Consider the following 25,050-nt stretch of genomic DNA (forward strand, 5'->3'; position numbering starts at 1 on the left):
TGAAAAAGTGGCGAGATGTTCGACATTTCTAGTTCCTCTGTACCAGTAAGTGGCAAGAGCTCTTGTCCCTAAGAACTGTCTAGGGAGAAATGTACGAACCTGGATCTAATCTGGGTGTAAGAAAACTCCTAAGACGGCTAAGGCAGTGAGAGAGTTTGCTAGGCGAAGTGCGGCGACTTACAAGATCCGGTAGAGCAACCTTTCAATCCGCACCCGGCTGACCCGTCGTAAAAACTTGCCGACTGCGGGCGGATACTCCACCAGGGTCTGCAATTGCTGATACCGCTCGATACGCGTGGTGTGCTGGAAGATCTGCGCGAGCTCTGTGCGCCGCGGCGCCAGCCACTCGCCCTTGGGATCATCGATCAGCAGGGCATTTTCCAGATCCAGGCGGAACGCCCGTGGGTTGAGGTTGTTGCCCGTCAGCAAGGTGTAACGCTGGTCGACCCACATCCCCTTGAGGTGATAGGTATTGTCACCGTCACGCCACAGATGCAGGTTCAACTGGCCGCTGTCGATCATCGGCTGATGGCGTTTGGCGAAGCGGCGCAGGCTGATTTCATACAGGTAAGGCAACGCCGAAATCACCTTGAACGGCTCGCTGGGCGGGATGTAGAAATCGTTGGCGGTTTTGTCGCCGACGATAATGTCGACCTTCACCCCACGCGCCAGGGCGCGGTTTATTTCACGGGTCACCGGCAGCGGCAGGTTGAAATACGGCGTGCAGATGGTCAGTTGATGCTGGGCACTGGCGATGAGTTCGAGAATCACCCGGTTCAACGGATTGTTCTTGCCCACACCCAGCAACGGGCTGACCGACAAGTGCCCATTGGGCAGCAACCCCGTGGTGGTGTCGTAGGCCGCGTGCTTCAAGCGGCTACGCAAGTCACCGATGTCATTGCGCAGGCTGCGGGTGGTCGGCAGGTTTGGCAGGTCCAGGCGATGCACGGCCTTGGACGCGACCAGCCCATGCTCCACCAGGTGTTGCATCGAGTCAGCCAAAGGCTTGCTGTGGATCAGGTGATAGCGGTCAAAGCGGTATTTGTCGAACTTGTGCAGGTACACATTGTTGAGACTGGCGCCGCTGTAGAGCACGCTGTCGTCGATCACAAAACCCTTGAGGTGCAGCACGCCAAACAGTTCGCGGGTTTGCACCGGCACGCCGTACACCGGCACTTCGCTGGCGTGGGAATGGGTCATGGCCTGGTACCAGGCGCTGTTGCCCGGCTGCTTGCCGGCGCCGATCAGGCCGCGCTGGGCGCGCAGCCAGTCAACCACCACCACGATATCCAACTCGGGCCGTGCCGCCTTGGCAGCGTGCAAGGCGTCGTAGATTTCCTGCCCCGCTTCGTCCTGCTGCAAGTACAGCGCAACGATGTAGATGCGCCGGGTGGCCTGGGCGATTTTTTCCAGCAGGCACAGGCGGTACGCAGCGGCACCGGACAGCACGTCGATGGCATCGGGAGACAGCGGGAAACCACGCAGTTTGGGCAACAGGGAGCGTTTGAAGAACGACGGCATAAGGCTCGCTATGGGTCGAATCCGAAGAGGCACAGAGCTTACACCATGGGGCTGCTCAGGTCTCGCCGCGGCAGATGGAAAAAATTTAATTGACCATGAAGAACGATCGTTCTACTGTCTTCGCCATGAACGATATCAACAGCAATGAAACCCGCGACATTATCCTCGACGTCACCGAGAAGTTGATCTATCGCCACGGCATCGCCGCCACCGGCATGGAGTTATTGGTGAAAACCGCCGGCGTCTCGCGCAAAAGTATTTACCGTTACTTTGCCAATAAAGACGAACTGGTCATCGCCGCCCTGCAACGCCGCGACGCGCGCTGGATGCAGTGGCTACGCACTGAAGTGGAACGCAGCGAAGGCAGCGGCGAGCGCCTGCTGGCGTTGTTCAGCGCGCTCAAGACCTGGTTTGGCGCTGCGGACTTTCGCGGTTGCGCCTTTATCAACACCAGTGGCGAAACCGGCGACGCGCAAGATCCGGTGCGCCTGTTGGCCAAGGCGCATAAACAAAAACTGTTCGAGTACGCTCTTGAACTGTGTAAAGCACATGGCACCCCCGAACCCGAACGGCAGGCCGCGCACCTGCTGATCCTCATCGATGGCGCCATTACCGTTGCCCTGGTCATGGGCGATTCAACAGCGGCTGATAATGCGCAATGCATGGCGCGAACGTTATTGGGACTTTGAACGCACAGGCTGAGCAACTTTCGACACCACCTTGGTATTTACAGGAGCTGCCCCATGTCATCCACAGCAGAACAACGCCCGCCACTGCCACCGTTTACGCGTGAATCGGCGATTCAAAAAGTGCGTCTGGCCGAAGACGGCTGGAACTCCCGCGACCCGGAGCGCGTGTCCCTGGCGTATACCCTGGACACGCAATGGCGAAACCGCGCCGAATTTGCGCATAACCGCGAAGAGGCCAAGGGCTTTCTCACGCGCAAATGGGCCAAGGAACTGGATTATCGGCTGATCAAGGAGTTGTGGGCATTCACCGACAACCGTATTGCCGTGCGCTATGCCTATGAGTGGCATGACGACTCCGGCAACTGGTTCCGTTCCTATGGCAACGAGAATTGGGAATTCGACGAAAACGGCCTGATGGCCAACCGCTTTGCCTGCATCAACGATCTGCCGATCAAAGCAACCGAACGCAAGTTCCACTGGCCACTGGGCCGGCGCCCGGATGATCATCCGGGGTTGTCTGACCTGGGCCTGTAAGCCACACGCAATCAAAAGGTGGGAGCTGGCTTGCCTGCGATAGTATCGTCTCGGTTTCCCTGATAAACCGAATCGACTGTATCGCAGGCAAGCCAGCTCCCACATTGGCTCATCGAGCTCTGTCAGTCTTGATTCAAGCCGACGCGATACAGCACGCCCTTGTCCTCGTCGGTCAGCACATACAGAAAGCCGTCCGGCCCCTGGCGCACGTCGCGAATCCGCGCCTTCAACCCGCCCAGCAAGCGTTCCTCGTGAATCACCTTATCGCCATCGAACTGCAGGCGAATCAACTCCTGGCTGGCCAATGCGCCGATAAACAGGTTGTGGTCCCAGGCTTTGAAACGCTCGGCGTCGTAGAATGCCATGCCACTGATGCCGGGGGACTTTTCCCAGACGTGGTGGGGTTGCACAGTGCCCTCCACCGCCTTGCCCTGGGCTTCCGGAATCGGCGTCAGCGAATAATTGATGCCGTGGGTTGCCAGGGGCCAACCGTAGTTCTTGCCGCGCTCGATGATGTTGATTTCATCACCGCCGCGCGGGCCATGTTCATTTTCCCAGATCGTGCCGCTCCAGGGGTTCAACGCCAGCCCTTGCGGGTTGCGCTGGCCATAGGACCAGATCCCCGGGCGCACGCCCTGCTGGCCCACAAAGGGGTTGTCATCCGGCACACGACCATCCGGGTAAATGCGCACGACCTTGCCTTGCAACTTGTCCAGGTCCTGGGCCGTCGGGCGGTCATTGTTCTCGCCCAGGGTCACAAACAGGTAGCCATCGCGGTCGAAGGCCAAGCGCGAGCCGAAGTGATTGCCGGTCGACAGCTTGGGCTCCTGGCGCAATATCACCTTGAAGTCTTTGAGCCCGCTCATGTCATCGGCCAAGCGCCCACGCCCCACGGCAGTGCCGGCCTTGCCACCCTCGCCGCCGCCTTCGGCATACGACAGGTAGACCAGGCGGTCCTGCTTGAAGTCGGGCGACAGCACCACATCAAGCAAACCGCCCTGCCCTTTGGCCCACACCTGCGGCACGCCGGTCAGCGGCGCGGACAGCTTGCCGTCCGGGCTGACAAAGCGCAGGTGGCCGGGGCGCTCGGTCACCAGGAAGCCTTGTTTGTCCGGCAGAAACGCCACGGCCCACGGGTGGTTGAGGCCTTTGGCAATGGGGGTGGCGGTGATGCTGCCTTGTTCGCTGGGGAACTGCTGGGCATCCGCCGCCATGACGGCCGTCGCAGGCAGCAGGGTTGCGCAAAGGGCGGCTAACAGGGTTTTACGTAGAAACATAAGACGGAGTCCTTACCGGCGATTGCCGTTGGCATCGTAAGTGGGCGCTTTGGGTGCAGTGGCAGGACGGCTCGGGGCCGCGTTACGGGTCGGGTAACGATTGCCGATACCGCCGTTTTCGACGGTGGGTGCAGGGCCGGTCGGCGCGGGTTGAACCCCACGGTTGGTGGCCGGCGCATTGGGTTGGGTGCCCTGCATGCTGTTCGGGTTGGCCCGATGGATTGGGCTGTTATGGGTGTTGTAGCTGCCGGGCAGGTTCTGCGCCTGGGCCAATGGCGCGAGGGCCAGGCCCAGCGCGACGACGGCGAGGTAACGCACACAGCTGTTCATGACAAAACCTCTTTGGGGCGAGTAGTACGTGCTTTCGATAACACGCTACGCCTTGGGTTCGGCTTTCGACATTAAATAGTTTCTCATCAGATGTAACACGATCTGTCAGCGCATCTGTCCACGCATCTGCCCGTCGAAACTTTTACGCCCGCCTGCGAGTCACCAGAACACCGACACTTCTCAAGGAACCGCAGCCATGCCAAGGGCAATCTGGAAAGGCGCCATCAGTTTCGGCTTGGTCCATATCCCGGTCTCGCTGGTCTCGGCCACGTCCTCCCAGGGCGTTGATTTTGACTGGCTGGACAAACGCAGCATGGACCCGGTGGGCTACAAGCGCATCAACAAAACCACCGGCAAGGAAGTCACCAAGGACCATATCGTCAAGGGTGTGGCCTTTGAGAAAGGCCGCTACGTGGTGCTCAGCGAAGACGAAATTCGCTCGGCCCACCCCAAGTCGACCCAGACCATCGAAATCATCGCCTTTGTCGCCGCCGACCAGATCCCGCTGCAAAACATCGATACGCCCTACTTCCTGGCCCCGGACAAACGCGGCGGCAAGGTCTACGCACTGCTGCGTGAAACCCTGAAAAAAACCGCCAGGGTCGCCCTGGCGAACGTGGTGTTGCACACCAAGCAACACCTGGCGGCGCTGATGCCGCTGGAGTCAGCGCTGGTCCTGGTGATGCTGCGCTGGCCCGCCGAAGTGCGCAGCCTCGACGAGCTGGAACTGGGCAGCGACGTGACCAAACCGAGCCTGGCCAAAGGCGAATTGGACATGGCCAAGCGCCTGGTCGAAGACATGAGCGCCGACTGGCAGCCGGACGACTACCGCGACAGCTTCCAGGAAAAGATCATGGCGCTGGTGGCGAAGAAGGCCAAGGCCGGCAAGGTTGAAGACGTTGAGAGCCAGGCCGGCAGCGAAGAACGCAAATCGGCCGATGTGATCGACCTGACCGAACTGCTCAAGCGCAGCCTGGCCGGCAAGCCCGCCGCGAAAAAGCCCGCGACCAAAAAACCGGCCGCGAAAAAAGCCAGCACAAAGGCCTCTTGAGCCCGCCATCAGCCGGAGAACGCCATGGCCAAGCCCCTGAGTGAGTACAAACGCAAACGCGACTTCGAGATCACCGCAGAACCCGCAGGCGAGGTGCCCGCCGGTAAATCCAAGGCCTCGGCGCTATCTTTCGTGATTCAAAAACACGACGCGCGCAACCTGCACTATGACTTTCGCCTGGAACTCGATGGCGTACTCAAAAGCTGGGCCGTGCCCAAAGGCCCGAGCCTGGACCCGAGCCAGAAACGCCTGGCGGTCCACGTTGAAGACCATCCGCTGAGTTACGGCAATTTTGAAGGCAATATCGCCGCCGGGCAGTATGGCGCCGGTGATGTAATCGTGTGGGATCGCGGGGTCTGGCAGCCTCACGACGATCCGCACAAGGCGTATGCAGCCGGCAAACTCAAATTCACCCTGGTCGGTGAAAAACTGTCCGGCGATTGGGCGCTGGTGCGCACCCGCCTCAAGGGCAGCGGCGACAAGGAACAATGGCTGCTGATCAAGGAAAAAGATCAGCAAGCCCGCCCGGCCGAAGACTACGACATCGTCAAGGCCCAGCCCAAAAGCGTGCTCAGCGACGCCACCGTGGGCAAGCCCGCGCCTGCGCCTGCACCGCGTGCAAAGCGCCAGAAAGCCAAGACCGCCCTGCCCGATCAATTCGCGCCACAACTGGCCACCCTGGTCGACCGCGCCCCGGCCGGCGACTGGCAATACGAGATCAAATTCGACGGCTACCGCATGCTGGCGCGTATCCGCGATGGCGATGTGCGCCTGTTCACCCGCAACGGTCATGACTGGACAGAGCGTTTGCCGCGCCAGGTCAAGGCGCTGCAAGCCCTCAAGCTCCAGGACAGCTGGCTGGATGGCGAAGTGGTCAGCCTCAATGCCAACGGTTTGCCGGACTTCCAGGCGCTGCAAAATGCCTTCGATATCGGCCGCAGCCTGGATATCGTCTATTACCTGTTCGACGCGCCGTTTCTACAGGGCCAGGATTTGCGCGAAGCCCCCGTGGAACAACGGCGTGCCGCGCTAAAGTCTGCGCTGTCGGGCAGCCGCAGCAAATTGCTGCGGTTTTCCGAAGCCTTCGCCGCCAACCAGCGCGACATCTTCGAAAGCGCCTGCGACCTGGCGCTTGAAGGCGTGATCGGCAAGCGCGTCGGCAGCCCTTACGTGTCCAGCCGCAGCGCCGACTGGATCAAACTCAAATGTCGCCTGCGTCAGGAATTCGTGATTGTCGGTTACACCCGCCCGCAAGGTTCGCGCACCGGCTTCGGCGCACTGCTGCTGGCGGTCAATGACGACAACGGCTTGGTGTATGCCGGGCGTGTCGGCACCGGGTTTGATCAGCACACGCTCAAAACGATCTACGCCCAGCTCACGCCTTTGGAGCGCAAGACTTCGCCGCTGCACACACCGCTGACGAGCAGTCAGGCACGCGGCGTGCACTGGGTGAAGCCCGAGTTGGTCGGCGAAGTCAATTTCGCCGAATGGACCCGCGAAGGCGTGGTACGCCAAGCCGCGTTCGTTGCGCTGCGCAGCGACAAGCCTGTGGCGCAGATCATCCATGAGCAACCGCGCGCGGCCAAATCGCTCAAGCAGGCTTCAGCGCCGAAAAAACCCGGCAATGGCGTGAACATCACCCACCCCGACCGCGTGATCGACCCACAAAGTGGCACGCAAAAGCAGCAGTTGGCAGACTTCTACGCCAGCATCAGCGATTGGATACTGCCGTTCCTGCACCACCGGCCCGTGTCGCTTCTGCGCGCGCCGGAAGGCATCGAAGGTGAGCAATTCTTCCAAAAGCATGCAGAGCGCCTGGCCATTCCCCATATCAAGCAACTGGACCAGCGCCTCGACCCCGGCCACGCGCGGCTGATGGAAATCGACACCGCCAAGGCCCTGCTCGGCGCCGTGCAGATGGGCACGATCGAGCTGCACACCTGGGGCGCCACTGCCGACAAAATCGAAACCCCGGACCTGTTTGTGCTCGACCTCGACCCGGACCCCGCACTGCCCTGGAAAAGCATGCTGGAAGCGGCGCAACTGACCTTGTCGGTGCTCGACGAACTGGGCCTTCAAGCGTTCGTCAAAACCAGCGGCGGTAAAGGCCTGCACCTGGTCATCCCGCTGGCGCGCCGGGATGGCTGGGACACGGTGAAGGCCTTTGCCAAGGCCATCGCACAGTTCATGGCACAACAACTGCCCGAACGCTTTACCGCCACCAGCGGCCCGAAAAATCGCATCGGCAAGATCTTTATCGACTACCTGCGCAATGCCCGCGGCGCAAGTACGGTGGCGACCTATTCGGTACGGGCCTGCCCGGGCCTGCCGGTCTCGGTGCCGGTGAGTCGGGAGGAATTGAACGGGTTACGCGGTGCGCAGCAGTGGACGGTGGCTAATCTGCATGAGCGTTTGGACACGCTCAAGGACGACCCTTGGGCCGGTTACGCCAACCGGCAGAAGATCAGCAAGAAGATGTGGGACAAACTGGGGGCTGAGCCGCCGCAGTCGTAGTAGTAACCGTACCCGGTCAATAGGTGGGAGCTGGCTTGTCTGCGACGGCATTAACTTGGTGTGTCTGAATAATGTTGCTGTGCAGGGCGTTTTTTTGGTTGTGTACATATCCGTTATTTGGGTAACGGCCGCTTATGGTTCCGCCCTTACGGCGGGTCACTTTTGCAAGGACGCAAACGTAACCAAAAGGTCCTCGCCCCAACACTCGGTGCCTCGCTGTGGCTCGGCATGCCCGCAATCCGACACTGATTTGGGGGGCCGCCGCCACGCGCCATCCATGGCGCGGGGCGGCTAAACCGGCATCCCTGCCGGTTTACCCCCCAAATCACTGTCAGATTCCGGCCATCGTGTTTGACGGGGCGATTTCAGATCAAGATCAAGATCAAAAGCGCAGATCAAAAGACCGCTGACTTCGTCATCGAAAAGGATGTAAGGGCCAGAGCAACAGCAACAGCAACAGCAACAGCAGAGCCATACTCGGTCAACTGTGGGAGCGGGCTTGCTCGCGAATGCGGTGGGTCAGTCAATTTATCTGTCACTGACCCACCGCATTCGCGAGCAAGCCCGCTCCCACATTTAGACCGAGTTAAACCAGGTAGACAAGCTTTTGCTTTGCACTTGATCTGGCTCTTGCTTCAACCACTCAGGTCGGCTTTCAGGCCGCCGTGCTCTGCTTTTGATCTGAGGCGGCCCGCGGATTCAAGCCTTCGTTCTGGCATGCCGAGCCTAGGCGAGGCACCGAGTGGTGGGGCGAAGACCTTTTGGTTACTTTTGGCTGGGCCGGCATTCCGGGCGTTTGCCAAAAGTGACCCGCCGCAAGGGCGGAACCCTAAGTAGCCGTTACCACAGCAACGGATCTGTACACCAAAAAAACCGCAATAAAACGCAAACCAGGCAAGTCAGATCAAAATAAAAATCACCGCCAACCCAGCAAAAATCGCCCACTTCTCCAGGTAATACCGCGCCCGATTACGCTTTTTCAGCTCCTTGCCACGCAAACGGATCTTGTACAACCGCGTAAACGCACGGTTCAACCCGCCCGTCTTGTCACTCTCATCATTAGGCGAACCCGCCGCCGCCATCACATTACGACTGAACCACCGGTTAAACGCCGCCGCCCAGCGGTACTTCATCGGGCGCTCAATGTCACAGAACAAGATGATGCGGTTCTGCTGCGTCGTGTTCTCAGCGTAATGAATGTAAGTCTCGTCAAACATCACCGGCTCACCGTCACGCCAGTAGTAACTCTCGCCATCCACATTGATATAGCAACCCGGATCGTTCGGCGTATCCAGCCCCAAGTGGTAACGATAAGAGCCTGCATAAGGATCACGGTGACGCACCAGCTTGGAACCCGGCGGCAACTCGGCAAACATCGCCGCCTTGATCGAGCCAATACCTTGCACCAGTTCAGTGGTGCGCGGGCACAACTTCATCGCCGACGGATGACTGTCGCCGTACCACTTAAGATAAAAGCGCTTCCAGCCCGACTTGAAGAACGAGTTGAAACCCACGTCATTGTATTGGTCCGAGCGCTTGATCTCACCCGCACGCATCAGGTTCTGGCCTTCCTGGCGGATTTCCTCCCAGTGCTCCTGCAGCGGGCTCAGGTCCGGAAAGTCGCTGGGCGACAGAAACGGACGGCTTGGCTGCTTGGAAAACAAGTAGAGGAAGCAGTTGATCGGCGCCAGGAACGTCGAGTGATCGCTAAGCTGGCGACCCAACTTGTGTCGCACTCTGCCACGCAGGTGAACATACGCAATGGAGGCAACGTAGAGAACAACAATGATGAGTTTCAAGGGATTCGTCACAAGTCAGAAGAGAACAGGCTGCTCCTGCGTGCACACAACGGCCGAGGATTAATAAGCAGCACCTGAAATCACAATTACACATTGGCGGCTGGCCGGACAAGTCTCTTCCGGAACCAGGCCATTGGCCTTTATTTAGCCACAGTTTGTAACCAAAGGTTAACTAAGAATTGTGAAAAGCTGTCTACGCAGCGTGTAGGACGCGCAACTGCCTGTCTGGACGCAAGCCCGGAGTGGGGCTACTTACAGTGCAGGCGGTGGCGCTGCCAACGCAGAAAAAACTCGCCATCCAACCAGGTTCCAGGCCCCTTTCAGTTACAATCGCGCCGATCAACCTCCCGCAAAAGGAACTTGCATGACACCTCAACCAGACCCCGACTTCACCGCGCTCCAGGGCGCCTGGGAGCAGATCTGCCTGGAAGACAGCGGCGTACACAACCCGCCCGACGCACACAGCGCGCCGGGTGCCATTACCACTATTCGTGGCGATCAGTTCGAAGTCCAAACCGTGAATGGCGACATATTGCTGGCTGGCCGGTTCACACTGGACAGCAGCACCACGCCCAAACGCATTACCTGGGTGGACTCCATGGGCGATGACGCCGACAAAGCCTTACCCGCCAGCTATCGCCTCGAAGGCGACGATTTTGTGTTTATCGCGGCGGATGAAGGCATGCCCCGCCCGACCGTCTTCAGCACCGGGCCAGGGCAAACCATGCGCACCTTTGTGCGTCGCCGGTGAAACCGCAGGTATCCGAAACGCCGACAGGGTTTTCACACAGCCTTCACCTTCAGGCCTTTAGCGTGAGGCCACCTACTCCAGTGATTCACTTGGCCCGCCGCTACTGTCGCGGGCCTTTTTTTGTGCGCCAAAACCGCTTTAAACCGAGCGTTTGATGGCCGTCAGGGTAAAACACAATGGCAATTGAGCCGGCTGGTGTTCGTACTGGTCATACAGCTCTTCCCGGTTGGAGTGCGGGTACTCCTGCAGATGCTCGATCTGCAGGTGCGCCGCAATCGCCCCGTTGACCACGCTGCCCAGGGTATGCACGTACCAATAGGACGTCGGCCCAGGAATCTGTGTCAGTCCTTCATACACAATCGACGATTGCAGCACGAACGGATCGCGTTGAAAGTACGAACTGGCGGGCAATAGCGGATTGCTGGCCTGAGGGTCGAAGACTTCCAGGAAAGGGTGAGTCTCATAGATCACCAGGGTGCCGCCGGGCTTTAGGGTACTGGCCACGTGCTGCATGAACAGCGCCACATCCGGCATCCAGCCCAGTACGCCAATGGTCACCAAGGCGATATCAAACCGGCCAAGCAGGTGCTCAGGCAGGTGATGAATATCGGCTTCGATGAACTGCGGGTTATGCGGTGAACATTCAGCCAGTTCCCGCGCTTGCGCCAGAAAAGCTGCCGATTGATCGACGCCCACCACCTCACGCGCGCCAAGGCCAAACAGCGACAGGCTTTCACGCCCGTTATTACAGCCGATTTGCACCACCGCCTTGCCGGCCACGCCGACCGTTTGCAACAGCGCGGTAATAGTCGGATCAAGGCGCGAAAAGGTCGGTTCAGCGACCGATTGCAGCAGTGTGTTCCAGGTCGCGGTGTCTTTGTGCAGCGCGGCAGAAGCGTCCCAGGCGGCCTTGTTACTGGCGATAGCCTGTTGAGCTGAGGGCATGTCCATTGCGTCTCCAGAGAGTCATTTCAGCGGGCTACGGAAAATAATCCAAATACCTGCAAGATAAAACCCTCAGCAGCCGCGAAACTTCTGCTCAGGCCCATGGGTCACTAACCCAACGAGTGTCCAGCCCCTGAACACCCTTTGCGAAGACAGCGCCGTGGCCAATCACTCTGACCTGCGTAATACCTTGTCCCTGGACAGCCTCAACTTTTTCCTGGCGGATGTGCGCGACGGCCTAGGGCCATACCTGGCGATTTACCTGCTGGCCGTGCACCAATGGGACCCGGCCAGCATCGGTGTGGTCATGACCCTGGCGGGCATCGCCGCACTGGTCACCCAAGGCCCGGCGGGTGCGCTGATCGACCGCACACGCAGCAAGCGCGCCGTGATCGCCGTGGCTGCGATCCTGGTAACCGCCAGTTGCCTGCTGCTGCCGTTTGTCAGCACCTTCAGTTGGGTGGCCCTGACCCAGGCTGCCAGCGCCGTGGCCGCCTCGGTGTTTGCCCCGGCCATATCCGCCATTTCCCTCGGGATTACCGGACCACGCGCCTTCACCCGGCGTACGGGGCGCAATGAAACCTTCAACCACGCCGGCAATGCCGTGGCCGCGCTGCTGGCCGGCGGCCTGGCGTTCCTGTATGGCCCGGTGGTGGTGTTTTACCTGATGGCCTTAATGGCGCTGGCCAGTATCGTGGCCGTGAGCTGCGTATCGGCCAAGGCGATTGACCATGAAGTCGCCAGAGGCTTTGACCCGGCCCACCACAGCGATCACGAACAACCGTCCGGCGTGAAAGTGCTGCTGGCCAATCGGCCGCTGCTGATATTCGCCATCTGCTGCGCCCTCTTCCACCTGGCCAATGCGGCGATGCTGCCGTTGGTCAGCCAGAAGCTCGCGCAGATCAACCTGCAGATGGCCACGCCGCTGACTTCGGCGTGCATCGTCGCCGCGCAGCTGGTGATGGTGCCGATGGCCTGGCTGGTCGGGCTCAAGGCCGATGTGTGGGGGCGCAAACCGTTGCTGCTCGCAGGTTTCCTGATCCTGCCGCTGCGCGGCGTGCTCTACACCTTGTCCAGTGATCCGTACTGGCTGGTGGCGGTGCAGATGCTCGACGGCATCGGCGCGGGGATCTTTGGCGCGCTGTTCCCGGTGATCGTCAAGGACCTGACCCAGGGCACCGGGCGTTTTAATGTGAGCCTCGGCGCGTTGTCCACGGTGTTTGGCCTGGGTGCGGCGTTGAGTAGCAGCCTGGCCGGTTTCGTCGTACAACAAGCCGGTTACAACGCGGCATTCCTGACCCTGGCCGGCGTGGCCGCGGCAGCCTTGGCGCTGTTATGGCTGGCGATGCCGGAGACCTTGGAAAAACCATCGTTCGCCTGCCATACAACTGTCGCCTGACATATGCGACAATGCGCGCCAAATTCCAACACACAGCCAAAATATTCTGCTCAGCGACCGGGTTTCGCGCCTTGATGTCGCTGTTGACGCATGCCTGAAGGCTCCTGCCGCCACGCTCGCAACTCATTGATAGGTAAAGTAATTGATCTCCACAGCTAACATCACCATGCAGTTCGGCGCCAAGCCGCTCTTCGAGAACGTCTCGGTCAAATTCGGCGCCGGCAACCGTTATGGTTTGATCGGTGCCAACGGTTGCGGCAAGTCGACCTTCATGAAAATCCTCGGCGGCGACCTCGAGCCGTCCGGCGGCCAGGTCATGCTGGAGCCGAACGTGCGCCTGGGTAAACTGCGCCAGGACCAGTTCGCCTACGAAGAATTCACCGTACTCGACACCGTGATCATGGGCCACGAAGAGCTGTGGCGGGTCAAGGCTGAGCGTGACCGCATCTACTCGCTGCCGGAAATGAGCGAAGAAGACGGCATGGCCGTTGCCGAGCTGGAAACCGAATTTGCCGAAATGGACGGCTACACCGCCGAATCCCGTGCCGGTGAACTGCTGCTGGGCCTGGGTATTCCGCTGGAACAACACTTCGGCCCGATGAGCGAAGTCTCCCCAGGCTGGAAACTGCGGGTATTGCTGGCCCAGGCGCTGTTCTCCGACCCTGAAGTGCTGTTGCTCGACGAACCGACCAACCACTTGGACATCAACACCATCCGCTGGCTGGAAAACATCCTGACCCAGCGCTCCAGCCTGATGATCATCATCTCTCACGACCGTCACTTCCTGAACAGCGTGTGCACCCACATGGCTGACCTGGACTACGGCGAGCTGCGCCTGTTCCCGGGCAACTACGACGAGTACATGACCGTGGCGACCCAGTCCCGCGAGCAACTGCTGTCGGACAACGCCAAGAAGAAGGCGCAGATCTCCGAACTGCAGTCCTTCGTCAGCCGCTTCTCGGCCAACGCCTCGAAAGCCAAGCAAGCCACGTCCCGTGCCAAGGCGATCGACAAGATCCAGCTGGCCGAGGTCAAGCCTTCGAGCCGTGTGAGCCCGTTCATCCGTTTCGAGCAGAACAAGAAGCTGCACCGCCAGGCGGTGATGGTCGAAAAAATGGCCAAGGGTTTCGACGGCAAGCCGTTGTTCAAGGACTTCAGCTTCCAGGTTGAAGCCGGCGAGCGCGTGGCGATCATTGGCCCGAACGGTATCGGCAAGACCACCCTGCTGCGCACTCTGGTCAACGAACTGACCCCGGACGCCGGCAGCATCAAGTGGACCGACGCCGCAGAGCTGGGCTACTACGCCCAGGACCACGCCCATGACTTCGAAGACGACGTGACCCTGTTCGACTGGATGGGCCAGTGGACCCAAGGCGAGCAGATGATCCGTGGCACCCTGGGCCGCATGCTGTTCTCCAACGACGAGATCCAGAAGTCGGTGAAGGTGATTTCCGGTGGTGAGCAAGGCCGCATGCTGTTCGGCAAGCTGATCCTGCAAAAGCCGAACGTGCTGATCATGGACGAACCGACCAACCACCTGGACATGGAATCCATCGAAGCGCTGAACCTGGCGCTGGAAAACTACCCGGGCACGCTGATCTTCGTCAGCCACGACCGTGAGTTCGTATCGTCCCTGGCCACCCGCATTATCGAGTTGAGCGCCACCGGCGTGATCGACTTCAGCGGCACCTATGACGACTACCTGCGCAGCCAGGGCGTGGTGTTCTAAGCACCCGCTGTGGCAGGCTTGCTTACTGTTGCAGACCCGCTTCCCGTGGCGAGCAGGCTTGCCCTGCGCTGGGCTGCGAAGCGGCCCTAAAACCAAACACCGCGTTTTGCCTGGCAGAACGCGGTGTTTTTTATTGGGGCTGCTGCGCAGCCCAACGCAGGGCAAGCCTGCTCGCCACAATGAAGCCCTCGCCTCATGCGGCCCATTCAGCAAAACCCGTTAGCCAGCTTCCTTTTCCCCCACGCCCTTGCCATCATGCCCTCACCGCCCGCCCGCGAATGAGTGACCATGCCTGCCGTCGCCCCCAGCTCCCTGTCGATCACCCTGCAGATCGTCTCCATTGTCTTCTACACCTTTATTGCCTTTATCTGCATCGGCCTGCCGATCGCGGTGATACCCGGCTATGTGCATGAACAACTGGGCTTCAGCGCCGTAGTCGCCGGGGTCACCATCGGCGCGCAATACCTGGCCACCCTGCTCAGCCGGCCGATGGCGGGGAGGATGTCGGACAATGTGGGCACCAAACGCGCGATTGTGCTGGGCTTGGCGGGCATCCTGGTCAGCGGCGTGCTGACGTTTTTTGCCACCTTGCTTGAAAGCATGCCCGCCGTGAGCCTTGGGGTGTTGATCGTCGGCAGGCTGCTGCTCGGCGTGGCCCAAGGCCTGATCGGCGTTGGCACCATCAGTTGGTGCATGGGCGCGGTCGGTGCCGAACACACGGGGCGCTCGATCTCCTGGAACGGTATCGCGTCCTACGGCGCCATTGCCATAGGCGCGCCGCTGGGCGTGGTGATGGTGGCCGATTATGGCTACAACAGTCTCGGTATCGCGCTGTCGGTGCTGGCGGCTTTGGGCCTGGTGTTGATCCGCAATAAACCCTCAGTACCGGTGGTGCGTGGCGAACGCTTGCCGTTCTGGGCGGTGTTCGGGCGCATTGCGCCGTTTGGCGCCAGCTTGTGCCTGGCGTCGATCGGCTACGGCACGCTGACCACCTTTATCACCCTGTATTACCTCAACCGTGGCTGGGCCGGTGCGGCGTACTGCCTGACGGTGTTCGGCGTGTGTTTTATCTTGTCGCGCCTGGTGTTTATCTCGGCCATCAGCCGCTTCGGCGGGTTCACTGCGGCGATTGCCTGCATGACCATCGAAACCGTCGGCCTGACCCTGTTGTGGCTGGCGCCGTCCACCGGTGTGGCGCTGATCGGCGCCGGGCTCACCGGCTTCGGTTTGTCGCTGGTGTACCCGGCGCTCGGCGTGGAGGCCATCAAGCAGGTGCCCAACAGCAGCCGTGGCGCGGGGCTGAGTGCGTATGCGGTGTTTTTTGACCTGGCCCTGGCGATTGCCGGGCCATTGATGGGCGCCGTGGCACTGAACCTCGGCTATGGCTGGATTTTCTTCTGCGCTGCGCTGCTGTCGGTCACGGCGCTGTGCCTGACCGTGCAGCTCAAGCGCCGCGCTTACTGATCAGCAGTCTGCAAACCGGCGCGGGTCGACTGACCCAAAGTGTGCACGAAAAAGCGCCCCGCTTCCGAGATCAGGTCGCGGTGAATGCCTTCGCGGTCGACACCGTCGGCATCCGTGCAAATCGCCGGCATGGCCAGCAGTTGGTCGCTGTCACACGGTGCCATGAACACAAAGTGCCCGGCCCCGGCCAATAGTTTGAAATCCGGCGGTTGCGGCAGTTTGCGCGCCAGGGCGGCGGCGTTCTTGTCCACGGCCACCAGCTTGTCGCCGTCGCCGCTGTAGAGCAGCACCGGCACGTGCACATCGGCCAGGGTGTGGCGGCCGAACATCAGGCTCAGCGGCGCCATCAGCATCAAGGCATGAATACGTGGGTCGGCTTGCGGCTGCAGGTCTTCACGGTCGACCACCAGCTCTCCTTTGGTGGTGCAGGCATCGCGGTCTTCCGGGCGTTCCTGGCAATAACGGCGCAGGCGGTCGAAATCCGGCTTGGCCCCGGCCAGGATCAGCGCGGTTTCACCGCCGGCTGAGTACCCGATAACCCCCACTTGGTCGATATTGACGAACGGCGACAGCATCGTATCCCCGAGCGTGGCGGTAATCGCTGCGGAAATCTGGATCGGCCGCCCGTACAGGTTGCTCACCGTGCCCAGGCGGCTGTGATCCTTGTAGTTGTCACCAGGATGCAAAACGGCCACCACCACAAAACCCTTGCGTGCCAGTGAAGTGGCCAGGTCGTGCAGCGCCAGCGGTGTACCGGTGTTGCCATGGGACAGCATCAGCATCGGGAAACGCCCGATAGCGACTTTGGAATCCTGGGTGGCGGCCACGTGGTAAGGGCCCAACTGCGTGGAATGTTCATCGTCGGTGGACGGGTAGAACGCGATGGCGTTCATCGGCTGCTGATCCAGCGGGTCGAGAAAACTCATGCGATGAAAGCCCACACTCCAATGCGGGTGCGGCGCCGGGGCGGCGTGCACTGAAATCAGGCCGCCGAACAGGGAAAGAACCAAAACAGCACAAAGACGCATCATGGGGATGTCCACCTTTGCTGCGCGACCACGTTCAACACCCGCGGCATGTCGGTTTGAAAAGTCCATGGGCCAAGGCACTCGCTGCGGGTGATAAACCCATGTGTGCATAACCTGGGCCAAAGTAATGACAGCGGGCAAACGAAAAAACTCCGTACTCCGGTCGCGTTCAGGCGATCAGAATACAGAGTTTAGGCGCCCCGGTTCAGATTGGAACCGAACAGAGGCGAACTTTACACAAGCCTTACGCGGCGGCGAACAATTGTTCGTTGATTACGACGTTGGCATCGCTCAAGGCTTTGCTGCGAACTTCTTCACCGTAGGCCAGGCCCTGGGCGCGGACAAATTCGATATCCGTGATGCCCAGGAAGCCAAATACCAGTTTCAAGTAGTCCTCGTGGCCCACATTGCTTGCCTGGCCCGCGTGCAGACCGCCAGCGGTGGAAACAATGATCAGCTTCTTGCCGCCGCACAGGCCTTCAGGGCCGGCTTCGGTGTAACGGAAGGTTTGGCCGGCCACCGCAATACGGTCGATCCAGGCCTTGAGCTGGGACGGCACCGAAAAGTTGTACATCGGCGCACCGATCACTACAGCGTCAGCGGCGATGAATTCAGCCAGGGACGTGGCGCTCAGTTCAGCCTCGTGTTTTTGGACGGCGTCGCGCAATTCGGCAGCGGTGCCCAGGGCGCCCAGGGTCAGGCCGGAAAAGTGGCTGATGCCTTCGCCAGCCAGGTCACGATAGGTCACTTCCACACCCGGCTGCGCCGCTTGCCAGGCCTTGACCACACCAGCGCTGAGCTGACGGGAAGCCGAGTTGTCGCCGAGGATGCTGGAATCGATATGCAACAGTTTCATGCGGGTTCTCCAAGTGAGGATCGCGGCTGGGCGATCGAATGAGGTTAATCCTACACATGAACCCAATAGTCGATTAGACGGCACAAATGTGATTGTTTGTCCTGCCAGCAGGACAATCGATCTAAATTCTCAATGCGACGACACATAAATAGACGCCGACGAGGGCGCCGGCAGCGCATAGGTGCGCTTCATCCACTGAATCTCTTGCTGGGGCGTGCGCCCGAACAAGCGCTTGAACTCTCGGCTGAACTGCGAAGCGCTTTCATAGCCCACCTGAGCGCTCGCCGTGGCCGCGCTGATGTCGTTGCGCAGCATCAACAAGCGCGCCTGGTGCAGGCGCGTGGACTTGAGGTATTGCATCGACGAGGTGTCGGTGACGGTGCGAAAGTGCGCATGAAAACTCGGCACGCTCATCATCGCCTCCCGCGCCAGCACTTCCACGTCCAGGTGCTGGTGGTAAAACCCATGAATCTTGCGAATCGCCCGCGCCACCTTGCCGAACTGGCCCTGGCGGTTAAGCGCGGCACGCATCGACCCGCCCTGCTCGCCCGTGAGGATGCGGTAGTAGAGCTCGCGCATCAGCGCGGGGCCGAGGACCCGTGCCTCCATCGGCGCACTCATGGCTTCGAGAAACCGCAGCAGCGACTCACTGAGTTTGTCGTCCATGGGCGAGGAATACATGCCGCGCGGCTTGGCTTCGCGCAACTCGGGAAACCCATCCAACGCCAACATCAATTCGGCGGCAAGGGTGAAATCCAGGCGCACGTACACCGCCAGCATCGGCTCTGCTTCGCTGGCCTCGGTTTCCATGGTGAACGGCACCGGCACCGACACCACCAGGTAATGCTGGGCGTCGTACAGGTAAACCTCTTCGCCCAGATAACCGCGCTTGCGCCCCTGGCAGACAATCACAATGCCTGGGTCATACAACACCGGCACGCGGTGCAGCGGCTGATTTGAGCGAAGAAAGCGCACGTCCTCCAGAGCGCTCAGGTTATAGCCTTCGACAGGCGCCAAGCGGCCCATCAGCTCGATGATTCGTTGGGTGCGGCCCATGGCACGTGGTTCCTGGCGAAAACAGCACGGTACTGCGCAAATACCGCCATGGCTATGCACTCATAGGAATAGGCAATCAGCACATTGGAATGGATATTCGCTCAAGCCGCCGTGTTCCGTAGCCTGAACCTGTACTTTCAGCCTTCGGAGTTTGCCCATGCTTATCGTCTACAACCCCGCCACCGGTGAAGAAATCGGCCGTGTGGCCAAGCACACCTCAGCCCAGGTCAAGGCTGCCGTTGACCGCACCTGCGCGGCCTTTCCCGATTGGTCCGGCAAACTCGCCAAAGAGCGCAGCGACATCCTGCGCCGCTGGCACGACAGCGTTAAGGCCGACAAGGAAGCCTTCGCCGAACTGCTCTGCCGTGAAAACGGCAAGTGCCTGAGCGAAGCCCGAGGTGAAATCGACTACGGCCTGGGCTTTATCGAGTGGTACGCCGAAGAGGCCAAACGCGTCTACGGCGACACCATCCCCACCCACGACCGCAATGCCAATGTAGTGGTGACCAAAGAAGCCATCGGCCCGGTCGCAGCCATCACGCCGTGGAACTTCCCGTTCATGATGATCACCCGCAAAGTCGCCACAGCCCTGGCCGCCGGCTGCACCATGGTGATCAAACCCGCTGAAGACACGCCGCTCACCGCCCTCAAGCTGCTGGACTACGCACGCAAGGCCGGTATCGAAGCCGGCGTGCTTGAAGTGGTGGTCGGTGACCCGCAGGAAATCGGCCTGATCTTTACCTGCGACCCACGCATCCGCAAGATCTCGTTTACCGGCTCCACCGGCGTGGGCAAATTGCTCGCATCGCAATGCGCGGCAACCATCAAGAAGATGACCCTGGAACTGGGCGGCAATGCGCCGTTTATTGTGTTTGAGGACGCCAACCTCGATGAGGCGGTAAAAGGACTGGTCAGCGCCAAACTGCGCAACTCCGGCCAGGTGTGCATCTCGCCGAACCGGATCTTTGTGCAGCACAGCATTCTTGAAGCCTTTATCGAACGCGTGAAGGCTGCCGTCGCCAACGTCGAAGTGGACCAGGGCCTGCGCGAAGGCTTTGTGGTCGGGCCGCTGGTCAATCAACAGGGCTTCGACAAAGTCGTGCGCCTGGTCGACGAGGCCAGGGCGGCGGGCGCCAAGGTGCTGATGGGCGGCAAACCCCACGCCAAGGGCGGGCTGTTCTATGAACCGACCGTATTGACCGGCTTGCAGGACGATTCACCACTGGCCACCGAAGAGATTTTCGGCCCGGTGTTCGCTCTCTATTCGTTCAAGGATGAAGAAGAGGTCATCGCCCGCGCCAACCAGACCGAGTTCGGCCTGGTGGCCTACGCCTACACCAGCGCACTCGGCCGGTCGTTGCGCCTGTCACGTCAATTGGAGGCTGGCATGGTGATCCTCAACTCGGGCTCAGTGGGCACGGCGTCGGTTCCGTTTGGTGGCATCAAGCAGTCCGGCTATGGGCGTGAAGGCAGCTATTACGGGATCGAGGAGTACGTGCATGTGAAGTATGTGTTGATGGCGGGGGCGCAGTTCTGAGCCCTCTGCCCTCCAAAAGCCAGTGCCTGCAAGGTGCTGGTTGTTTTTCAGGCTGGATTTGTGCAGGCCAGGCGCGGATAGTTCGTCCCACTGACAGAACAATAGGTTGACCATGCAAGACCTCAACGACCTCTACTATTTCGCCAAAGTCGTCGAAGCCGGCGGCTTTGCGGCGGCCGGCCGGCTGCTGGGGATTCCCAAGTCACGGCTGTCACGACGCATTGCCGAACTGGAAGAACGCCTCGGCGCGCGCCTGTTGCAGCGCACCACGCGGCAATTGACCCTCACCGCCGTCGGCGAGCGCTACCTGCGCCATTGCCAGGCGATGCTGCTGGAGGCGGAAATGGCCGACGAGGCCGTGGCCAGCATGTCCAGCGAACCGCGCGGGCGCCTGCGGGTGAGTTGCCCGGTGGGCATGGCCCAACACATGTTGCCGGGGATGGTTGCCGGCTTTCTCGCCGCTCACCCACTGGTGCAGCTTGAGATGATGTTGGTCAACCGACGCGTCGACCTGGTGGCTGAAGGCATCGACGTGGCCCTGCGCGTGCGCGAACTGGGCGATGAAGACCCGTTGCTGGTGACCAAGCGCCTGCGCCAGGCCCAGACCGTGTTGGTGGCCAGCCCACAGTTCCTGCAAGGCAAGCAAATCAAGACCCCGGACGATCTCAAGCAATTGCCGGTACTCGCTGCGCTTGAGGCCGATCGCCTGGTGCACTTGCGCTTGATCGACCCGCAGGGCAATACCGAAAACTTATCCATGGAAGCGCGCCTGGGCATCGATGACTTTATCGTGCGCAAAGCCTGCGCCTTGCAGGGCCTGGGCTTTACCCTGCTGCCGATGATGTATTGCGAAGAAGAATTGGCCAGCGGCCAATTGGTGCAGTTGCTGCCGCAATGGTCCTCGCCGGGCGGCTGGCTGCAGGCGGTCTACCCGCATCGCCGTGGTGTTTTACCGGCGATTCGGGCCTGGATCGACTATCTGGAAGAAGCCTTCAAGGGTTGCGGAGACCGTTTGCTATGAAGATGAGCGAAGCACAAGTCGCGGCGTTCTGCCTGGGCCTGCCCGGCGCACGTGAAGACTACAAATGGGGCGGCGTGCGCGTGTTCTCGATTGCCGGCAACAAAATGTTCGCCGTGCAGAACCTGCGCGGTGACTCGCTGGCGTTCAAGGTCGACAAGGAACTGTTCCTGGGCCATGTGGACCGCCCCGGCATCCACCCGGCGCCCTACCTGGCGCGGGCGCAGTGGGTGATCATGAACACGCCCTATCCGCTCGGCGCCGAGGAACTGCGTGGCCTGTTGCAGCGCTCGCACCAACTGGTGGTGAGCAAACTGCCCAAGCGCACGCAGGTTGGCTTGTTGCTAGAGGACTGACAGCAGCGTGCCGCCGAGGAACAACTGGTCGAGCCAGAACACCTCGTGCAGCACCACAATCACCCAGAACAGCACCTGATACGACACCTTGCGCGTCTTGTGGCGAAACACCTGCTGGGCAATCAACGCCCCGGGCCAACCACCGGCCAGTTCCACGGCATGCAGGATATTTTCGCGCACGCGCGGGCCTTCGGCCTGGGCCTTGCGTTTATCGCCCCAGTACAGGAAAAACGCCACCACGCTGACCACGCCATAGGCGGCCAGCGGGATCAGCGTTTCGCCGCGATACCACAGCAGCGCCGAGCCGATCAGCGGCGCGGCGCACAGCAACACAAAAATCAGCGCCTTTAGGCGCGGGTATTGAATGCTCATGGCTTGACCGCCGTCCAGTCGATCCAGCCAAACTGCCAGGTGGCCAGGATCACCAGGCCGAACGCGATCCGATACAAGGCAAACGCCGCGTAACTGTGGCTGGCGATGAACTTGAGCAACGCCTTGACCGCGATCATCGCGAAGATGAACGAGGTGACAAAGCCGATGGCAAACACCGGCAAGTCATCGGGCTGGAACAGGTGACGGTATTTGTAGCCCGAATACACGGCCGCACCGACCATGGTCGGCATGGCCAGGAAGAACGAGAACTCGGTGGCGGTTTTACGCGACAGGCCGAACAACAGGCCGCCGATAATGGTCGCGCCCGAGCGCGAAGTGCCCGGAATCATCGCCAGGCACTGGGCCACACCGACCTTGAGCGCGTCTTTCCAGGTGATCTCATCCACCGTTTCAGCGTGCACCGCATGTTGGCGACGCTCGGCCCACAGCATGATCACCCCGCCCACCACCAACGCCGTGGCCACCGTGATCGGGTTAAACAGGTAATGCTTGATCAGGTCGGCAAAAATCACCCCCAACACCACCGCCGGCAGCACCGCGATGATCAGGTTGACGGTAAAGCGCTGGGCCTTGGGCTGGGTCGGCAAGCCCATCACCACGTCGAGGATCTTGCGCCGAAACGCCCAGACCACCGCGAGGATCGCGCCCAGTTGGATAATGATGTTGAACGCTTCAAAGCGTTCGCCGCCGAAGCCGATCAGGTCGGCGACGATGATCTGGTGCCCGGTGCTGGAGATTGGCAGGAACTCGGTCAGCCCCTCCACCACGCCAAGAATCAATGCCTGTATGGCGGTCCAAAAATCCATGTATCCCCCAAAGGTCATGCGCTGCGGCACGCCTTGTCTGTCTTTTTAATGTTCACTGACCACGTGTAATCGTGATGCGCTGCGGATTTTCACCAGCCGAGCGCAAAAATTTCGTGAAAAATCAGGGAGTACTCAGGTTTTTCGGTTACAGGCCGAAAGCCTATCAGACAAGATGGAATTGTCGATGCAGCACACAATTATAAAAAGCACGGAGTGACAGGACGATGAACAGTTTGCGCAGCATGTCGATCAGCCGCCGTCTTTGGCTGATCCTGATAGTCGCCGTGTTGATGCTGCTGACCCTCGGGTTGCTGATGCTCAAGCAGATCCATGGCGACCTCTACCAGGCAAAACGCCAGCAGACCCAGCACGTGGTGCAAACCGCCAGCGGCGTGCTGGCTTACTATCAAAACCTTGAAAAAACCGGCGTACTGACCCGCGAGGCCGCGCAACAGCAAGCCCTCAGCGCAGTCCGTGGCCTGCGCTACGACCACGATGATTACTTCTGGATCAACGACCTGACGCCCGTGATGATCATGCACGCGGCCAACCCCAAGCTCGACGGCCAGAACCTCTCGGCCATCCGCGACCCGGACGGTTTTGCGGTGTTCAATGAATTTGTGCTCCTGGCCAAGGCCAAGGGCGCCGGGATCGTCAACTATCGCTGGCCCAAACCGGGCGCCGACGCGCCGGTGGAGAAAACCTCGTACATCCAACTGTTCGAGCCGTGGGGCTGGATTATCGGTTCCGGCGTGTATGTGGATGATGTGCAGGCTGAATTCAACGGCCAGGTTTGGAAAGCCTCGCTGATCGGCCTGGGCATTGCGCTGGTGATGGCGCTGCTGGTGATCCTGATCGCGCGCAGCATCGTGCACCCATTGCAGGCGGCAGTGAACGCCATGGGCAATATTGCCAGCGGCGAAAGCGACCTGACCCGCACCCTCGACACCCACGGGCGCGACGAGGTCACTCAACTGTCGCTGCACTTCAATAGCTTCACCGCCAAGCTGCGCCAGGTGGTCGGCCAATTGCAGGCGTGTGCCAACGCGCTGGGCCAGTCGTCCACGGAGCTGGGCACCAATGCCAGCCAGGCCCACGACCGCAGCCAGCAACAGTCCCAGCAGATGGAGCTGGTGGCCACGGCGATCAATGAAGTGACCTATGGCGTGCAGGACGTGGCAAAAAACGCCGAGCATGCCGCCAGCGAAATGCGCGACGCCCAGGCCCAGGCGCAGCAGGGCCAGGTGAATATCGACGGCAGCCTGCAACAGATCGACCAGCTCTCCAGCACCATCAGCCAGGCCGTGGAGGTGATCCGCACGCTCTCCAGTGAAAGCACCCAGATTGGTGGCGTGCTGGAAGTGATCCGTTCAATTGCCGACCAGACCAACTTGCTCGCGCTCAACGCCGCCATCGAGGCGGCGCGTGCCGGCGAGCAGGGTCGTGGGTTTGCCGTGGTCGCCGACGAAGTGCGGCTGCTGGCCCAGCGCACGCAAAAATCCACGGCCGAAATCCAGGTGATGATCGAGCGCCTGCAAGGTCATTCGGAAGCGGCGGTTAAAGTGATCAGCGACAGCCACAGCGCCTCGCAATTGACCATCGAACAAGCGGGCCAGGCGGGGGCGAGCCTCACCGCCATCGGCCAGGCGTTGCGCAACCTCAACGGGCTGAATGCCTCGATTGCCAGCGCGACCTTGCAACAGGCGCATGTGGTGGAGGACATCAACCAGAACGTCACCCAGGCGGCAGGCTTGTCCCACAGCACGGCCCTGGCGGCAGAGCAATCCAGCGTGGCGAGTGCGCATTTGCGCGGGTTGAGTGAGCAGCTTGAGGGGTTGTTGCGCCAGTTCAAGATCTAGTACTCATGATCGTTCCCACGCTCCGCGTGGGAACGCCGCCACGGACGCTCTGCGTCCAGGCCTGACGCGGAGCGTCAGGGGATGCATTCCCACGCAGAGCGTGGGAACGAGCATTCCTACGACCCACCATCTTGGTTA

General features: G+C 60.5%; 22 protein-coding genes. 12 read left to right on the plus strand and 10 right to left on the minus strand.

What is annotated here, in order from left to right:
• Positions 1-177: 177 nt before the first annotated feature.
• Positions 178-1,521 (minus strand): CDP-diacylglycerol--serine O-phosphatidyltransferase, encoded by a 1,344-nt coding sequence (gene pssA / locus BLV67_RS06935; RefSeq protein WP_069787866.1) that lies wholly within the window; start codon positions 1,519-1,521, stop codon positions 178-180.
• Positions 1,522-1,646: 125 nt separating this feature from the next.
• Between pssA and BLV67_RS06940 the strand changes: the two genes are divergently transcribed.
• Together BLV67_RS06940 and BLV67_RS06945 are read left to right on the plus strand one after the other, a co-directional pair.
• Positions 1,647-2,210 (plus strand): TetR/AcrR family transcriptional regulator, encoded by a 564-nt coding sequence (locus BLV67_RS06940; RefSeq protein ID WP_065930189.1) that lies wholly within the window; start codon positions 1,647-1,649, stop codon positions 2,208-2,210.
• 54 nt (positions 2,211-2,264) lie between these two features.
• Positions 2,265-2,744 (plus strand): nuclear transport factor 2 family protein, encoded by a 480-nt coding sequence (locus BLV67_RS06945; protein WP_065930190.1) that lies wholly within the window; start codon positions 2,265-2,267, stop codon positions 2,742-2,744.
• Positions 2,745-2,866: 122 nt separating this feature from the next.
• Here the strand turns inward: BLV67_RS06945 and BLV67_RS06950 are convergent, their stop codons facing one another.
• Entirely contained in the window at positions 2,867-4,021 is a 1,155-nt protein-coding gene (locus BLV67_RS06950) for a PQQ-dependent sugar dehydrogenase (protein WP_069787867.1), read from the minus strand.
• A gap of 12 nt (positions 4,022-4,033) precedes the next feature.
• Positions 4,034-4,351, minus strand: a complete 318-nt coding sequence (locus BLV67_RS06955) for a hypothetical protein (RefSeq protein WP_069787868.1) — start codon at positions 4,349-4,351, stop codon at positions 4,034-4,036.
• Between the two features lie 196 nt (positions 4,352-4,547).
• Between BLV67_RS06955 and ku the strand changes: the two genes are divergently transcribed.
• Together ku and ligD are read left to right on the plus strand one after the other, a co-directional pair.
• Positions 4,548-5,402 (plus strand): non-homologous end joining protein Ku, encoded by an 855-nt coding sequence (gene ku, locus BLV67_RS06960; RefSeq protein WP_069787869.1) that lies wholly within the window; start codon positions 4,548-4,550, stop codon positions 5,400-5,402.
• 24 nt (positions 5,403-5,426) lie between these two features.
• Complete coding sequence (gene ligD, locus BLV67_RS06965) at positions 5,427-7,916, plus strand: DNA ligase D (protein WP_069787870.1); 2,490 nt, start codon at positions 5,427-5,429, stop codon at positions 7,914-7,916.
• 899 nt (positions 7,917-8,815) lie between these two features.
• Here the strand turns inward: ligD and lpxO are convergent.
• Complete coding sequence (gene lpxO / locus BLV67_RS06975) at positions 8,816-9,715, minus strand: lipid A hydroxylase LpxO (protein WP_069787871.1); 900 nt, start codon at positions 9,713-9,715, stop codon at positions 8,816-8,818.
• Between the two features lie 364 nt (positions 9,716-10,079).
• Between lpxO and BLV67_RS06980 the strand changes: the two genes are divergently transcribed.
• Entirely contained in the window at positions 10,080-10,466 is a 387-nt protein-coding gene (locus BLV67_RS06980) for a TIGR03067 domain-containing protein (protein WP_065911668.1), read from the plus strand.
• Between the two features lie 138 nt (positions 10,467-10,604).
• Here the strand turns inward: BLV67_RS06980 and BLV67_RS06985 are convergent, their stop codons facing one another.
• A complete protein-coding gene (locus BLV67_RS06985) occupies positions 10,605-11,417 on the minus strand; it encodes a class I SAM-dependent methyltransferase (protein ID WP_069787872.1) in 813 nt (270 codons plus the stop codon).
• A gap of 154 nt (positions 11,418-11,571) precedes the next feature.
• On the opposite strand from BLV67_RS06985, the gene BLV67_RS06990 reads away from it, so the two are divergent.
• The 3 genes from BLV67_RS06990 (at position 11,572) to BLV67_RS07000 (ending at position 16,003) form a co-directional block, all read left to right on the plus strand.
• Positions 11,572-12,810, plus strand: a complete 1,239-nt coding sequence (locus tag BLV67_RS06990; RefSeq protein ID WP_069787873.1) for an MFS transporter — start codon at positions 11,572-11,574, stop codon at positions 12,808-12,810.
• 142 nt (positions 12,811-12,952) lie between these two features.
• Positions 12,953-14,539, plus strand: a complete 1,587-nt coding sequence (locus tag BLV67_RS06995) for an ABC-F family ATPase (protein ID WP_074854431.1) — start codon at positions 12,953-12,955, stop codon at positions 14,537-14,539.
• 288 nt (positions 14,540-14,827) lie between these two features.
• The gene (locus BLV67_RS07000; protein WP_069787874.1) at positions 14,828-16,003 is read left to right on the plus strand and encodes an MFS transporter; all 1,176 of its coding nucleotides are present in this window, start codon (positions 14,828-14,830) and stop codon (positions 16,001-16,003) included.
• Here the strand turns inward: BLV67_RS07000 and BLV67_RS07005 are convergent.
• The 3 genes from BLV67_RS07005 to BLV67_RS07015 all read right to left on the minus strand — a co-directional run bounded on the left by BLV67_RS07005 (position 15,997) and on the right by BLV67_RS07015 (position 18,943).
• Positions 15,997-17,034, minus strand: a complete 1,038-nt coding sequence (locus tag BLV67_RS07005; RefSeq protein WP_065911674.1) for an alpha/beta hydrolase family protein — start codon at positions 17,032-17,034, stop codon at positions 15,997-15,999. The two genes, BLV67_RS07000 and BLV67_RS07005, sit on opposite strands and share 7 nt — an antisense overlap.
• A gap of 241 nt (positions 17,035-17,275) precedes the next feature.
• Positions 17,276-17,887, minus strand: coding sequence for an FMN-dependent NADH-azoreductase (locus BLV67_RS07010; protein WP_065911675.1), 612 nt, complete (start codon positions 17,885-17,887; stop codon positions 17,276-17,278).
• Positions 17,888-18,016: 129 nt separating this feature from the next.
• Positions 18,017-18,943: an AraC family transcriptional regulator gene (locus BLV67_RS07015; RefSeq protein WP_069787875.1), complete on the minus strand. Its 927-nt coding sequence runs from the start codon at positions 18,941-18,943 to the stop codon at positions 18,017-18,019.
• 157 nt (positions 18,944-19,100) lie between these two features.
• Between BLV67_RS07015 and BLV67_RS07020 the strand changes: the two genes are divergently transcribed.
• The 3 genes from BLV67_RS07020 to BLV67_RS07030 all read left to right on the plus strand — a co-directional run bounded on the left by BLV67_RS07020 (position 19,101) and on the right by BLV67_RS07030 (position 21,854).
• Positions 19,101-20,480 carry an NAD-dependent succinate-semialdehyde dehydrogenase gene (locus BLV67_RS07020; RefSeq protein ID WP_069787876.1) on the plus strand — a complete coding sequence of 460 codons (1,380 nt, stop codon included), beginning with the start codon at positions 19,101-19,103 and terminating at the stop codon, positions 20,478-20,480.
• A 112-nt stretch (positions 20,481-20,592) separates the two neighbouring features.
• On the plus strand, positions 20,593-21,501 hold the full coding sequence (locus BLV67_RS07025; protein WP_069787877.1) for a LysR substrate-binding domain-containing protein: 909 nt from the start codon (positions 20,593-20,595) through the stop codon (positions 21,499-21,501).
• The gene (locus BLV67_RS07030; protein ID WP_069787878.1) at positions 21,498-21,854 is read left to right on the plus strand and encodes an MmcQ/YjbR family DNA-binding protein; all 357 of its coding nucleotides are present in this window, start codon (positions 21,498-21,500) and stop codon (positions 21,852-21,854) included. Before BLV67_RS07025 ends, BLV67_RS07030 begins: the two co-directional genes overlap by 4 nt.
• On the opposite strand, the gene BLV67_RS07035 is transcribed toward BLV67_RS07030, so the two are convergent.
• Positions 21,843-22,226 (minus strand): DUF1294 domain-containing protein, encoded by a 384-nt coding sequence (locus BLV67_RS07035; protein WP_056859887.1) that lies wholly within the window; start codon positions 22,224-22,226, stop codon positions 21,843-21,845. The two genes, BLV67_RS07030 and BLV67_RS07035, sit on opposite strands and share 12 nt — an antisense overlap.
• Complete coding sequence (locus BLV67_RS07040; protein ID WP_069787879.1) at positions 22,223-23,053, minus strand: undecaprenyl-diphosphate phosphatase; 831 nt, start codon at positions 23,051-23,053, stop codon at positions 22,223-22,225. Before BLV67_RS07040 ends, BLV67_RS07035 begins: the two co-directional genes overlap by 4 nt.
• A gap of 224 nt (positions 23,054-23,277) precedes the next feature.
• On the opposite strand from BLV67_RS07040, the gene BLV67_RS07045 reads away from it, so the two are divergent.
• On the plus strand, positions 23,278-24,912 hold the full coding sequence (locus BLV67_RS07045) for a methyl-accepting chemotaxis protein (RefSeq protein ID WP_065911686.1): 1,635 nt from the start codon (positions 23,278-23,280) through the stop codon (positions 24,910-24,912).
• Positions 24,913-25,050: the final 138 nt, after the last annotated feature.

It is taken from the genome of Pseudomonas salomonii (assembly GCF_900107155.1).
Taxonomy (GTDB): Bacteria; Pseudomonadota; Gammaproteobacteria; order Pseudomonadales; family Pseudomonadaceae; genus Aquipseudomonas; species Aquipseudomonas salomonii.